Genomic DNA, 13823 nt, shown 5'->3' with positions numbered 1-13823 from the left:
CTTTTCAATCAGGAGGCTGCAGGCTTATTCAGCTTGCGGTTCCGATTGGGGGGCAGCTTCGGGAGCGGCAGCGGCTTGCTGCTGCTCGATGCCACCGATTGCCTTGATGGACAGGCGCAGACGGCCCTTGTCGTCGGCCTCGATGACCTTGACGCGGACTTGCTGGCCGACCTTCAGCACATCGTTGATGTTCGCGATGCGGTAGTTGGCGATTTCGGAGATGTGCAGCAGACCGTCGCGGCCCGGCAGCACTTGCACGATGGCGCCGAAGTCCAGCAGACGCAGGACCGAGCCTTCGTAGATCTGGCCCACTTCGACGTCGGCGGTCAGCTCGACGATGCGGCGCTGGGCTTCCTTGGCCTGCGCTTCGTCGACGCTGGCGATCACGATCGTGCCGTCGTCGGAGATGTCGATCTGCGTGCCGGTTTCTTCGGTCAGCGCGCGGATGGTGGCGCCGCCCTTGCCGATCACGTCACGGATCTTCTCGGGGTTGATCTTGATGGTCAGCATGCGCGGCGCGAACGCCGACAGCTCGCCGCGCGAACCGTCCAGGGCGTCCTTCATCTTGCCGAGGATGTGCAGACGGCCTTCGCGGGCCTGGTCCAGCGCAACCTGCATGATTTCCTTGGTGATGCCCTGGATCTTGATGTCCATCTGCAGTGCGGTGACGCCGTTTTCGGTGCCCGCAACCTTGAAGTCCATGTCGCCCAGGTGATCTTCGTCGCCCAGGATGTCCGTCAGCACGGCAAACTTGCCGCCGTCCAGGATCAGGCCCATGGCCACGCCGGCCACGTGATCCTTGATGGGCACGCCAGCGTCCATCATGGCGAGCGAGCCGCCGCAGACCGAGGCCATCGACGAGGAGCCGTTGGATTCGGTGATTTCCGACACGAGGCGGATCGTGTACTGGAAGTCTTCGGGGGCCGGCAGCAGCGGCACCAGCGAACGCTTGGCCAGACGGCCGTGGCCGATTTCGCGGCGCTTCGGCACACCGATGCGGCCGGTTTCGCCGGTGGCGAACGGAGGCATGTTGTAGTGCATCATGAAGCGGTCACGGTACTCGCCCATGAGCGCGTCGATGATCTGTTCGTCTTGCTTGGTGCCCAGCGTGGCCACGACCAGCGCCTGGGTTTCACCACGGGTGAACAGGGCGCTGCCGTGCGCGCGGGGCAGCACGCCCAGACGCACGCTGATCGGACGGACGGTGCGGGTGTCGCGGCCGTCGATGCGCGGTTCGCCGTTCAGGATCTGGCCGCGGACGATGGCCGATTCCAGCGAGAACATGATGTTGTCGACCGTGACGGCGTCGGGAGCCGATTCGCCCTTTTCGGCAGCGGCGGCGGCCAGCTTGGCCGACACTTCGGCCGACACTTCACGCAGCTTGGCGGTGCGGGCCTGCTTTTCGCGGATCTGGTAGGCGGCGTTCAGGCCTTCCTGGGCGGCGGCGGTGACCGCGGCGATCAGGGCCTCGTCCTTGGCGGGAGCTTGCCAATCCCAATCGGGCTTGCCAGCATCCTTCACGAGGTCGTGAATGGCGTTGATGACGGTCTGCATTTGCTGGTGGCCATAGACCACGCCGCCCAACATGACTTCTTCGGACAGCTGGTCAGCTTCCGATTCGACCATCAGCACGGCGTTTTCCGTACCGGCGACAACCAGGTTCAGCTTGGAGGACTTCAGTTCCGATGCGGTCGGATTGATGGTGTATTGACCATCGATGTAACCCACGCGCGCGGCGCCGATCGGGCCATTGAACGGGATGCCCGAGATGGCCAGTGCGGCCGAGGCGCCGATCATGGCGGCGATGTCGGGATCGATTTCAGGATTGACCGACAGCGTGTGCAGGACCACCTGGACTTCGTTGTAGAAGTCTTCGGGGAACAGCGGACGCAGCGGACGGTCGATCAGGCGCGACGTCAGCGTTTCCTTTTCGGAGGGCTTGCCTTCGCGCTTGAAAAACCCGCCCGGAATACGGCCGGCGGCGTAGGTCTTTTCGATGTAGTCGACGGTCAGCGGGAAGAACGTCTGACCCGGCTTGGCCTTCTTGGCAGCCACGACGGTGGCCAGGACGACGGTGTCCTCGATCGACACCACAACGGCACCGGAGGCCTGGCGAGCAATTTCGCCAGTTTCCAGGACGACCGTGTGCTGGCCGTACTGGAACGATTTAGTCACTTTGTTGAACATGACGATTATTCCTTACAAATGAAAAACCGTGGCCGCTGCGACATGCGTCGCACCGACCACGGTTGCGTCATGGGGAGCCAGCCCCGTCGATCACTTGCGCAGACCGAGTTTTTCGATCAGTGCGCGGTACGAATCGGGATTGCGGCCCTTGAGATAGTCGAGCAGCTTGCGGCGACGGCTGACCATACGCAGCAGACCGCGGCGCGAGTGATGATCCTTCATGTGTTCTTTGAAGTGACCGGTCAGCTCGTTAATACGGGCGGTGAGCAGAGCCACCTGAACTTCGGGGGAGCCGGTATCGCCCTGAGCGCGTTGGAATTGCGCAACGATATCGGATTTCTTGATGTCAGCTACAGACATTGATGACCTCTTCGGACATGCGACAGGGCCGAGGCGCCCTGACGTGGTTTGGAAAATTTTGCGCGAGCCAGGCTTGAATTCGCTTTCTCACTGCTGCCATTGGCGGGATCGGGCAGAACCGGCACTTGAGGCTTGGCGCCATGTTGCGGGTACTGCGACAAGCCGCCGGCGGCTGGCGCAAAGGATCTTGCAGAATCAATACATTTGATAAAGCTCGGCGATTATAGCTGATTCGCTAGAATTACCCCAGCAAGAAGACCGGGCCCGCCGCGAGGGCCGGCCAAGCCGCAGTGCGCACCCGAAGGAGCATGGACATGATCAGCTTATACAGAACGGCCCGCGTGACCCTGGCCTCGATCGCACTGGCCGGACTGGCCGCCTGCGCCAACATGACCGAGGTGCCGCCCGGCACCCCGCTTTCGCAAGTTCAGGCGCAGTTCGGCGCGCCCAACTTCGAATGTCCCCAGGCCAATGGCGGCCGCCGGGTGATCTGGACGCAGCAGCCCATGGGCCAGTACGCTTGGGGCGCGAACGTCGGCCCCGATGGTCGGGTCGACCGGGTGATGCCGCTTCTGACCGACGCGCACTTCAAAGTGCTGGAGACCGGAGATTGGGGGCCGGATCGGGTGCGCTGCGAGTTCGGCCCGCCAGCTCGTATCGAACAGGCTGGCCTGGGCGAAAAGCGCGAGGTCGTGTGGTCGTATCGCTATAAGGAAAACAGCGTCTGGAATTCCCTGATGTACGTCTACATGAGCCGCGACGGCAGCAAGGTCACCCACTTCCACCCCGGACCGGACCCCATGTACGACGACGACCGGTTCAACTTCTGGTAGCACCACCCGGAACAAAAAACCCGCCAATCTTTGCGATGGCGGGTTTTTTGTTGGCGGCGTCTGGACGTCAGGACGAATGACCGCGTCGCTCCTGCTGCAGACGGCGCACCTTGTTCCAGCGCCACAGCCAGGTGACCCAGCCCGACAGGCCGTACAGCACGAACAGGCCAAACAGGACAACGGGAGGATCGCTGGACACGAACACGAACACCGCAACGACGAGCAGGATGCCCCAGAACGGCACGCTGCGGCCCAGAGCGAAGCTCTTGCCGCTGAAGAACGGCGCATTCGACACCATGGTGATGCCGGCGTACATGGTCAGCGTGAACGCCACCCAGGCCATCAGGCTGTCATGGATGGGCAGCTTGTTGTCCACGGCCAGCCAGACGAAACCCGCCACCAGCGCAGCTGCGGCCGGGCTGGGCAATCCCTGGAAGAAACGTTTGTCCACGACGGCGATATTGGTGTTGAAACGCGCCAGCCGCAACGCCGCGCCGGACACATAGACGAAGGCCGCCAGCCAGCCCCAGCGGCCCAGGTCGTTCAGGATCCATTCATACATGACCAAGGCCGGCGCCACACCGAACGACGTCATGTCGGACAGCGAGTCGTATTGCTCGCCGAATGCGGACTGCGTGTTGGTCAGACGGGCCACCCGGCCGTCCATGCCGTCCAGCACCATGGCGACAAAAATGGCGATGGCGGCGACTTCGAAGCGGTCGTTCATGGCCTGCACAACGGCGTAGAACCCGGCAAACAAAGCGGCGGTGGTGAACGCGTTGGGGAGCAGGTAAATGCTCCGGTGGCGGTTCTCGGAATCGCGCATGGAAAAATTGGGCATGGTCTCAATAACTTACGACGGACTTTGAAAGGTTAACCTATCTGGCCCTGCTTGCGGGCTACAGCAAGGATCGTGCCCGGCCCCATTTGGCGCCAAAGCGCCCAAATGGCTGCGAAAAGGCCAAAAAATAAGAAAAAAGCGGCATGCCCATGAAAGGCATGCCGCTTCGATCCTGACCGGCGGGGCAACGCCCCGCCTGCCGTGGGGATCAGTTCTTGGACTTGTCCACCAGCTTGTTGGCGGCGATCCAGGGCATCATGGCGCGCAGCTTTCCGCCCACTTGCTCGATCTGCGATTCCGCGTTGATGCGGCGGCGCGAGGTCAGGGTCGGGGCGCCGGCGGCGTTTTCCAGGATGAACTTCTTGGCGTATTCGCCGGTCTGGATGTCCGTCAGGCACTGGCGCATGGCCTTGCGGGTTTCGTCCGTAACGATCTTCGGGCCCGTTTCGTACTCGCCGAATTCGGCGTTGTTCGAAATCGAGTAGTTCATGTTGGCGATGCCGCCTTCGTAGATCAGGTCGACGATCAGCTTCAGTTCGTGCAGGCACTCGAAGTAAGCCATTTCGGGCGCGTAGCCGGCTTCCACCAGCGTGTCGAAACCGGCCTTGATCAGTTCGACGGTACCGCCGCACAGCACGGCCTGTTCGCCGAACAGGTCGGTTTCGGTTTCTTCGCGGAAGTTGGTTTCGATGATGCCGGCACGGCCGCCGCCGTTGGCGCTGGCGTACGACAGGGCCACGTCACGCGCGGCGCCCGACTTGTCCTGGTACACGGCCACCAGGTGGGGCACGCCGCCACCCTGCTTGTACGTGTTGCGCACCGTGTGGCCGGGGGCCTTCGGGGCGATCATGATGACGTCGATGTCTTCACGCGGCACGACCTGGCCGTAGTGCACGTTGAAACCGTGGGCAAACGCCAGGGCGGCGCCCGCCTTGATGTTGCCGTGGACTTCGTTGTTGTAGACCGAGGCGATGTTCTCGTCGGGCAGCAGCATCATGACGATGTCGGCCGACTTGACGGCTTCCGCGACTTCCTTGACTTCCAGGCCGGCGTTGGCGGCCTTGTTCCACGAGGCGCCGCCCTTGCGCAGGCCGACGATGACCTTCACGCCCGACTCATGCAGGTTCAGCGCGTGGGCGTGACCTTGCGAACCGTAGCCGATGATGGCAACGGTCTTGCCTTTGATGAGGGACAGATCGCAGTCTTTGTCGTAGAAAACTTTCATGTTGTGCTCCAGATTCCAGTATTTGGATATTCGTTTGATTCAGATGTAGGGTGAGGCAGGCCTGGAAGGCCGGTCAAATCTTCAAAATCCGTTCACCGCGTCCGATGCCGGACACGCCGGTGCGCACGGTTTCAAGGATGGCACTGCGGTCCAGGGCCTCGAGGAAGGCCTGTACTTTTTCCTGCACCCCGGTCAATTCGATGGTGTAGGACTTGTCGGTGACGTCGATGATGCGGCCGCGGAAGATATCCGCCATGCGCTTCATTTCCTCGCGTTCCTTGCCGACGGCGCGCACCTTCACGAGCATCAGCTCGCGCTCGATGTGGGCGCCTTCGGTCAGGTCCACCACCTTCACGACATCGACCAGGCGGTTCAAATGCTTGGTGATCTGTTCGATGACCTCGTCCGAACCGGTCGTGACGATGGTCATGCGCGACAGCGTGGAATCCTCGGTGGGCGCCACGGTCAGGGTTTCGATGTTGTAGCCCCGCGCCGAAAACAGGCCCACCACGCGCGACAGCGCGCCGGGTTCGTTTTCGAGGAGGACGGAAATCACGTGCTTCATTGCGGGGCCTCCTTACAGGTCTTCAGAGCCGAGCAGCATTTCAGTCAGCCCGCGGCCGGCCTTGACCATCGGCCACACGTTTTCAGTGCGGTCGGTGATGAAGTCCAGGAAGACCAGGCGCTCCTTGTGCTTGCCGAACGCTTCGCGCAGCGCCGGTTCGACGTCGGCGGGACGCTCGATGCGCAAGCCCACGTGGCCATAGGCTTCGGCGACCTTGACGAAATCGGGCAGCGAATCCATGTACGACTCGGAATAGCGCGAGCCGTAGTCGATCTGCTGCCATTGGCGCACCATGCCCAGAAAACGGTTGTTCAGGCAGACGATCTTGGGCGTCAGGCGGTACTGGTGGCAGGTCGACAGTTCCTGGATGTTCATCTGGATCGAGGCCTCGCCGGTGATCACGGCGATGTCCTTGCCCGGATTGGCCATCTGCACGCCCATGGCGTACGGCAGGCCCACACCCATGGTGCCCAGGCCGCCGGAGTTGATCCAGCGGCGCGGCTTGTCGAACTTGTAGTACTGGGCGGCCCACATCTGGTGCTGGCCGACGTCCGAGGTGACGAAGGCGTCGCCGCCGGTCACTTCCCAGAGCTTTTCCACCACGTACTGCGGCTTGATGACCTCGTCCGAGTTGGCGAACTTCAGGCATTCCTTGCCGCGCCACGTCTCGACCTGGTCCCACCATTTGGCGAGCGAGGCCGGCTTGTGTTCGGCGGCGGCGATCTCGAACTGCGCGCTGAGATCGGCCAGAACGTCCTTGACGTTGCCCACGATCGGGACATCCACGCGCACGCGCTTGGAGATCGACGAGGGATCGATGTCGATATGGATGATCTTGCGGGCGTTCTGCGCAAAGTGCTTGGGATTGCCGATCACGCGGTCATCGAAGCGGGCGCCGATGGCAAGCAGCACGTCGCAGTGCTGCATGGCCATGTTGGCCTCGTACGTGCCGTGCATGCCGGGCATGCCCACGAACTGGCCGCTGCTGGCCGGGAAGCCGCCCAGACCCATCAGGGTGCTGGTGCAGGGCGCGCCCAGCTGCGTCACGAGCTTGTTGAGCTCGGGCGCGGCGTTCGACAGGATGACGCCGCCGCCCGTGTAGATCATGGGGCGCTCGGCCGCCAGCAGCATCTGCACGGCCTTCTTGATCTGTCCCTGGTGGCCCTTGTTGACGGGCGCGTAGGAACGCATCGAGATCTCGCCCTTGGGCGGCACGTACTTGCACTGCGCGACGGTGATGTCCTTGGGGATATCCACCAGCACCGGACCGGGACGGCCCGTGCGCGCAATATAGAACGCGCGGCGCATGGTTTCGGCCAGGTCCTTCACGTCGCGCACAAGGAAGTTGTGCTTGACGCAGGGACGCGTGATGCCGACGGTGTCGCATTCCTGGAAAGCGTCTTCGCCAATGGCCGCAGTGGGCACCTGCCCGCTGATGATGACCATCGGGATGGAGTCCATGTAGGCGGTGGCAATGCCGGTGACGGCATTGGTCACGCCCGGACCGCTGGTCACGATGCAGACGCCGACCTTTTGCGACGAGCGCGAGTAGGCATCGGCCGCGTGCACGGCAGCTTGCTCGTGACGAACCAGGATATGCTGGAATTTGTCTTGCTTGAAGATTGCGTCGTAGATGTAGAGCACCGCGCCGCCAGGGTAGCCGAAAACGTGTTCCACGCCTTCATCGGCCAGGCAGCGCACGACGATATCGGCGCCATTCATTTCCATGTTGTAGTTCCTTTCAAAACCGGCCCTGCAACCCTGACTGCTGCGCGCCCGGATACGGCGGCAACTGAACCCATACCGGTTACGACAACATGATCCGGCGCTTAGCGGCTCACGGAGCCACGCCACCCGGACACCTTGCCGACCCGGCACACGCTCGACAGAACGCAGTGCAAACGCCCCTGGGGGACGCTGGAGGTCGAAATGGAAGCCTTGGCAACACACGCTTGTGGCGCGGCCAACGGCAGGTGAGACTTGCTGCACAACGGCTGGGATGTGACCCTGGCCGTTCGCATCAACGCTCCGGTATCGGATAGGCAGACCGAAGCAAGTGGAGCAATTTACCGCGTTGCGTCAAAGGTGGCAAATCGGCTTTTGCCGACCGTTGCGCGGAAGGTTCGGTCACTATCCGGCCCCAAAACGCGCGATGCCCTCTCTATACTTGTTGCGTCGTCCAGAACCGAGCCGCCGCCCATGGATTTGCGCATTGCCAGCATTCGCCGCTTTCTCTATAGCCACTACTTCTTCGGAGGGGTGCGCCAGGGGGTCGGCATGCTGTTGCCCGTGCTGGTGCTGGGCGGCCTCTTCGGCAATTACACGACCGGGCTGGTGGCGACCTTCGGCGCGCAATGCCTGGCCATCATCGACCAGCCGGGCGGTCCGCAGCGGCACCGCACCAACGAAATGCTGGGCGGCGCGGCGCTGGGCACGATCACCGTCATCATCACGGGGCTGGCATCCTCGCATCCGGTGCTGATCTGGCTGGCCGTCATTGCGCAGTGCTTCGTCTATTCGATGTTCACCGTGTTCGGCAAGCGCGGCGGCCTGATCGGCTTTGCGGGCCTTCTGCTGATGACGCTGACCATGCACTCGCCGCTGGCGCCGCAAGAAGTGCTGGCCCATGCCGCCGCCACGCTGGGCGGCGCGCTTTTCTATGTGGCGTTCAGCCTGGGGTTTTCGCGCCTGTTCTGGCTGCGTGAAGAGCAACAGGCCATGTCCGTCGCGCTGTTTGCCACCGCCGACTACGTGGCCGCGCGCGCAAACTTCTACGACGAAACCGCCGATCTGGACGAGGCCTACCGAAACCTGATCCAACGGCAGTCCGTCATGACCGAAAAGCACCAGGCGGCCCGCGACATGGTGCTGCGCGCCCTGCCCCGCGGCAAAGGCCTGGGCGACCGCCAGCGCGTGATGATCTGGAACATGTTCGTGGACATGCTGCAGTTGCTGGACACGCTGGTCGCCACGCATACCGACTACGCCGCGCTGCGCCGCACCCTGGCCGGCAATGACTGCCTGATGTTCATGCGCGACGCGCTGGTGAAGATGTCGCTGGAACTGAACCGCATCGCGCTGGACGTGTCGCGCGGACGCAAGGTGCAATACCGCAGCAGCGCCAAGGCGGAACTGCGCGCCATCGAGTACGAGATCGAGCAACTCAAGCAGCAAGGCCTGGGCGAACGCGATCCGGAGATGCTGGCGCTGATCGTGCAGGTGCTGCGGCGCCTGCGCAATTCGGCGCGCATCGTGGACCGGCTGGCCGATCACACCGCAGCCTCGCCCGATGCCAAGCCCACCGACGTGCTGCGCATCAACAAGTCGCTGACGCGGTTCATTTCGCGCCAGGAATTCCGCTTTGGCCTCTTGACCAGCAACCTGCGGCTGGATTCCCCGCACTTCCGCTATGCGCTGCGCGTGACGGCCGCTGCCGCGATCGCCATGACGCTGGCCAGCCGCTGGCTATCGCCCGAGTTCTCGGCGCACAACTACTGGATCATGCTGACCATCGTCATCATCATGAAGCCTGGCTTTGCGCTGACGCGCCAGCGCAATGGCTGGCGGCTGATGGGCACCCTGATCGGCTGCATCGCCGCGCTGCTGCTGTTCAACGTGACCGACGAGCCCAGCGTCCTGTTCGCCGTCCTGCTGGGCGCCTGCATCATGGGCAACAGCATGGTGCAGCTCAACTACATGGCCAGCGCCATTTTCAATACGCTGTTCGTGGTGCTGGTGTTCCATTTCGTGTCGCCGGGCACCGTGTCCATGTCGGTGATCGGCGAACGCGCCATCGACACGCTGCTGGGCTGCGCGCTGGCGCTGGTCTGCAGCTACATCCTGCCGTGGTGGGAGGCGCGTTACCTGAAGCCGCTGGCTTCGGCCGCAACCCGCGCCAACCGCGAGTATCTGCTGGCCGGCCTGCGCTACGTCGAAGCCATGCAGGCGCACGGCGCCCCCGTGGGCGCAGCTGCCACCGACACGCCCGCCGTCACCGACGCCGACCTGGCCTGGCGCCTGGCGCGCAAGAACGTGCACATCGCCTTCAGCAACTTCGCCGAGGCGTTCTACCGCATGATGAGCGAGCCCAAGTCGCATCAAGTGGACGTGCCGGAACTGAACAATCTGCTGATCCAGAACCACGTGCTGGCCTCGCAAATTACCGCGGCAATTCCGATTCTGGCGGCGCTGCCCGCCACGCCCGAGCCGGTCCGGCAAGCGCTGGACGGCATGACCGTGCTGCTGGATGAAAACAGCCCGCGCGTGCCGCTGGACCTGCCCACGCAGTTCGACACTGCGGGCGATCAGGCTGCGCTGGTCTATCCCGTGAAGCAGATGCTCAAGGCCACGCACATGATCCGCCAGGAACTGCAGGCGCTGGCCGATCCGCTGCATGCGCCGCCGGTGGCAGCCGCGGCGTCGTAAGCCGCCGTTCGTCGATTCGACGGGCAAAAAAAATGCCAGCCTGGCGGAGATGCCAGGCTGGCATTTATTGTGAGAGGGCGAGGTCCCAACCAGGTGTCTGACACCCTCCCCCGCCGCCGACTTCGTCAGTCCAGTTTGCGGCGAAACACCAGCTTGTCCGCCGACGACGCCGACGCGTCGTACGCGTAGCCTTCCAGATCAAAACCCTGCAGCCCTTCCGGCTTGGCAACCTTGTGCTGGATGGCGTAACGCGCCATCAGGCCGCGTGCGCGCTTGGCGTGAAAACTGATGATCTTCCAGGCGCCGTTCTTCCAGTCCTGGAACACGCATTGCACCACCCGCGCCTTCAGGACCTTCTGATCGACGGACTTGAAGTATTCCTCGGAGGCCAGGTTGATGACGACCGGCGACTTCTGGCCGGCCTGGCGCTCGTTCAGGTAGTCCGCGATGGTGCTGCCCCAGTACTCGTACAGGTTCTTGCCCTTGGGGTTCTCCAGCCGCGTGCCCATTTCCAGGCGGTACGGCTGCATCAGGTCTAACGGGCGAAGCACGCCGTACAGGCCGCTCAGGATGGCGACGTGCTCCTGCGCCCAGTCGAGCTGCTTGGCCGACAGGGTGGCGGCGTCCAGGCCTTCGTAGACGTCGCCATTGAAGGCCAGCACGGCCTGGCGCGAGTTGGCCTGCGTGAAGCTGCGCTTCCAGTGCGCGTAGCGCTGGACGTTCAGCTCGGACAGGGCCGGGCTCAGGCTCATCAGGTCCGAGATGTCCTCGGCGGTCTTGGTCTTCAGGACCTTGATCAGGCCGGCGGCCTGATCCACGAACATCGGCTGGGTATGCGTCTCGACGTGCAGCGGCGAGTCGTAGTCCAGCTTCTTGGCGGGGGAAAGCAACAACAGCATTCAGAATTTCCTTGTTTAGCGCGCCGTCCAGCCGCCATCGACGGAGACGGTCGTGCCGGTGATTTGCGCGGCGGCGTCCGAGGCCAGGAACACGGCGGTGCCGCCCAGTTGTTCCGGCGTCACGAATTGCAGCGACGGCTGCTTTTCGCTGAGCAGGTCGCGGGCAGCGGTTTCCTGGTCCACGCCATTCTTTTCAGCCAGCGCGGTGATCTGCTTTTCGACGAGCGGGGTGCGCACCCAGCCCGGGCAGATGGCGTTGGCGGTGATGCCCTGCCCGGCCGTTTCCAGCGCCGTGACCTTGGTGAATCCCACGACGCCATGCTTGGCGGCCACGTAGGCCGACTTGCTGGCCGATGCCACCAGACCATGCGCGGACGCGATGTTGATGATGCGGCCCGACCCCTGCTTCTTCATGTGCGGCAAGGCGGCGGCGGTGCCGTGGAACACGGCGGACAGATTCAGCGCCAGGATGGCATCCCACTTTTCGGCCGGAAAGTCTTCGATCAACGCGGTGTGCTGGATACCCGCGTTGTTGACCAGGATGTCGATGCGGCCAAGCTGGCTGACGGTGTTTTCGACCAGCTCGCGCACGGCCGCGCCCTTGGAGAGATCCGCGCCGTCGTAGATGACCTTCACGCCATGCTTGGCGGCAAGCTCCGCGCGCAGCTTCTCGATTTCGGCCGCGTCGCCAAAACCGTTCAGGACGATATCGGCGCCCTGCTCGGCGAAGGCCGTGGCGATACCCAGGCCGATCCCGCTGGTGGAACCGGTGACAAGCGCTACTTTTCCTTTGAGCATGAGCTTTCTCCTGTGAGCTGGCGTGGGGAAACGAAACGGGCTTCAAGTGTAGCTGCCCGGCAAGCCGCCAATCATGCCATGCCCTTACCCGCTGCGGGGTCAAGCGGTGGGCGGCTTGTCCGAGGAGGACGACGGCGCGACGTCGGCAGACGGCGCAGTGTCCGTGACCGGCACCGCGTCCGTCACAGGCAGGCCCGCCATGCCGCCGTATTTCTCCGGCACGCGCTCTAGCACCTTGATCAGCACCGGCACCACGCCCATCGACACCGCGACGATCACCGACAGCACGTCGCGCTGCTCCAGGTTCACCAGATGGTTGTCCCAGGCTTCGTTGAAGATGGCGAAGCTGAACTCGCCGCCCTGGGCCAGCACCAGCGCAAACAGCAGCCGGTGATAGCGCGGCAGCCCCAGAAAGCGCGCGAATCCATAAAGGATGACGGCCTTCACCGCCAGCAGCGCCGCGACGCCCGCGCAGATGAACATCCAGTGATGGGCCACGACCTTGAGGTTGATGGACATGCCGATGGCCACGAAGAACAGGCCCAGCAGCAAGCCCTTAAACGGGTCGATCGCTTTTTCCAGCTCATGCCGGTAGCGCGACTCGGCCATCAACACGCCCACCAGGAATCCGCCCAGGCCCGCCGACAGGCCCGCGTAGTCGAACAATTGAGCTGCGCCCACCACCATCAGCAGCGCCGCGGCGGTAAAGAGTTCGTTCAATTCCGCCTTCGCCGCCCAGCCCAGCAGACGCAGCCGGTAGGCCAGCGCCACGACCGCCACGGCCACCAGCGCTTCTTTGAAGGACGGCGCGGAGGTCCCGTCCGACCCCAGCAATCCGGCCGCGACCAGCATCGGAATCGCCGCCATGTCCTGGAACAGCAGCACGCCCAGCGCCGAGCGCCCCAGCGGCGTGCGGGTCAACTGACGCTCGTCCAGCAACCGCAGCGCCACCGCCGTGGACGACAGCGCCAGCGACAGACCGCACAACACCGCCGCCTGCCACTCCATGCCCGCCAGATGCCGCAGCGCCGCGCCGAACACCACCCCCAGCAGCAGGCCGCAGACCAACATCTGCAGGGTGCCCAGGATGAAGACTTCGTTGCGCATCGCCCACAGGCGTTTGGGCGACAGTTCCAGCCCGATGATGAACAGCATCATCACGACGCCCCACTGCGACACGCCGATCATCGTGTCCACGTTCGTGACCAGCTTGAAGCACGATGGACCGACCAGGACGCCCGCGATCAGGTAGCCCGGAATGGCGCCCAGCCCCAGTCTTTGCGTGATGGGCACGCAAAGCACGGCCGCGAGCAGAAGGATGAGGATGAGGTCCATGGAATGCGCAGAGGGCGGAATGGGGTGAATTCTGGCCAAAGATTGCGCCGACTGAAAGCCGGATGAAACCCGCTGTGGTCCTTTTACCCGTTCTTTTTTCCACCCCTTTACACAAAAGAAAAAAATCCTGTAGAATTGCGGGCTTCGCTGCTCCGACAACGAAGATCCTTCCGACCAGGGATCTTTTAGTGAAGTCTTGTTAAACCGAAACTTCACCGATGCGGAACCCAGCCACGGAGAGGTGGCAGAGTGGTCGAATGTACCTGACTCGAAATCAGGCGTACGGTATCCCCGTACCGTGGGTTCGAATCCCACCCTCTCCGCCAAGTATTGAAGGATGAAGCCCCTGAGAAAT

11 protein-coding genes and 1 tRNA gene are annotated in these 13823 nt (G+C 63.2%); 3 read left to right on the top strand and 9 right to left on the bottom strand.

Annotated features, from left to right (window positions below):
* Positions 1-24: 24 nt before the first annotated feature.
* Positions 25-2187 (bottom strand): polyribonucleotide nucleotidyltransferase, encoded by a 2163-nt coding sequence (gene pnp / locus AC6CIE_RS10290; protein WP_175137241.1) that lies wholly within the window; start codon positions 2185-2187, stop codon positions 25-27.
* Between the two features lie 90 nt (positions 2188-2277).
* Positions 2278-2547: a 30S ribosomal protein S15 gene (gene rpsO / locus AC6CIE_RS10285; RefSeq protein WP_006223612.1), complete on the bottom strand. Its 270-nt coding sequence runs from the start codon at positions 2545-2547 to the stop codon at positions 2278-2280.
* A 314-nt stretch (positions 2548-2861) separates the two neighbouring features.
* On the opposite strand from rpsO, the gene AC6CIE_RS10280 reads away from it, so the two are divergent.
* Positions 2862-3380, top strand: coding sequence for a hypothetical protein (locus AC6CIE_RS10280; protein WP_175123109.1), 519 nt, complete (start codon positions 2862-2864; stop codon positions 3378-3380).
* 67 nt (positions 3381-3447) lie between these two features.
* Here the strand turns inward: AC6CIE_RS10280 and pssA are convergent, their stop codons facing one another.
* The 4 genes from pssA to AC6CIE_RS10260 all read right to left on the bottom strand — a co-directional run bounded on the left by pssA (position 3448) and on the right by AC6CIE_RS10260 (position 7793).
* Positions 3448-4221 carry a CDP-diacylglycerol--serine O-phosphatidyltransferase gene (gene pssA / locus AC6CIE_RS10275; protein WP_105237630.1) on the bottom strand — a complete coding sequence of 258 codons (774 nt, stop codon included), beginning with the start codon at positions 4219-4221 and terminating at the stop codon, positions 3448-3450.
* Positions 4222-4429: 208 nt separating this feature from the next.
* Complete coding sequence (ilvC, locus tag AC6CIE_RS10270) at positions 4430-5446, bottom strand: ketol-acid reductoisomerase (protein WP_056568560.1); 1017 nt, start codon at positions 5444-5446, stop codon at positions 4430-4432.
* 73 nt (positions 5447-5519) lie between these two features.
* Complete coding sequence (gene ilvN / locus AC6CIE_RS10265) at positions 5520-6011, bottom strand: acetolactate synthase small subunit (RefSeq protein WP_006223608.1); 492 nt, start codon at positions 6009-6011, stop codon at positions 5520-5522.
* Between the two features lie 12 nt (positions 6012-6023).
* Complete coding sequence (locus AC6CIE_RS10260; RefSeq protein ID WP_279971975.1) at positions 6024-7793, bottom strand: acetolactate synthase 3 catalytic subunit; 1770 nt, start codon at positions 7791-7793, stop codon at positions 6024-6026.
* 417 nt (positions 7794-8210) lie between these two features.
* On the opposite strand from AC6CIE_RS10260, the gene AC6CIE_RS10255 reads away from it, so the two are divergent.
* Positions 8211-10436 carry an FUSC family protein gene (locus AC6CIE_RS10255; protein WP_175123111.1) on the top strand — a complete coding sequence of 742 codons (2226 nt, stop codon included), beginning with the start codon at positions 8211-8213 and terminating at the stop codon, positions 10434-10436.
* Positions 10437-10561: 125 nt separating this feature from the next.
* On the opposite strand, the gene yaaA is transcribed toward AC6CIE_RS10255, so the two are convergent.
* The 3 genes from yaaA to AC6CIE_RS10240 form a co-directional block, all read right to left on the bottom strand.
* Complete coding sequence (gene yaaA, locus AC6CIE_RS10250; RefSeq protein WP_175184162.1) at positions 10562-11335, bottom strand: peroxide stress protein YaaA; 774 nt, start codon at positions 11333-11335, stop codon at positions 10562-10564.
* Positions 11336-11350: 15 nt separating this feature from the next.
* A complete protein-coding gene (locus tag AC6CIE_RS10245; RefSeq protein WP_312993037.1) occupies positions 11351-12133 on the bottom strand; it encodes a 3-hydroxybutyrate dehydrogenase in 783 nt (260 codons plus the stop codon).
* Positions 12134-12232: 99 nt separating this feature from the next.
* Positions 12233-13468 (bottom strand): cation:proton antiporter domain-containing protein, encoded by a 1236-nt coding sequence (locus tag AC6CIE_RS10240; protein WP_498092192.1) that lies wholly within the window; start codon positions 13466-13468, stop codon positions 12233-12235.
* Between the two features lie 235 nt (positions 13469-13703).
* Here AC6CIE_RS10240 and AC6CIE_RS10235 point away from each other — a divergent pair.
* Positions 13704-13794: transfer RNA gene (locus tag AC6CIE_RS10235), tRNA-Ser, on the top strand.
* The last annotated feature ends 29 nt before the right edge of the window (positions 13795-13823 follow it).

It is taken from the genome of Achromobacter sp. GQ309, from assembly GCF_059759315.1.
This window is presented reverse-complemented; position numbering and strand designations above follow the sequence as displayed.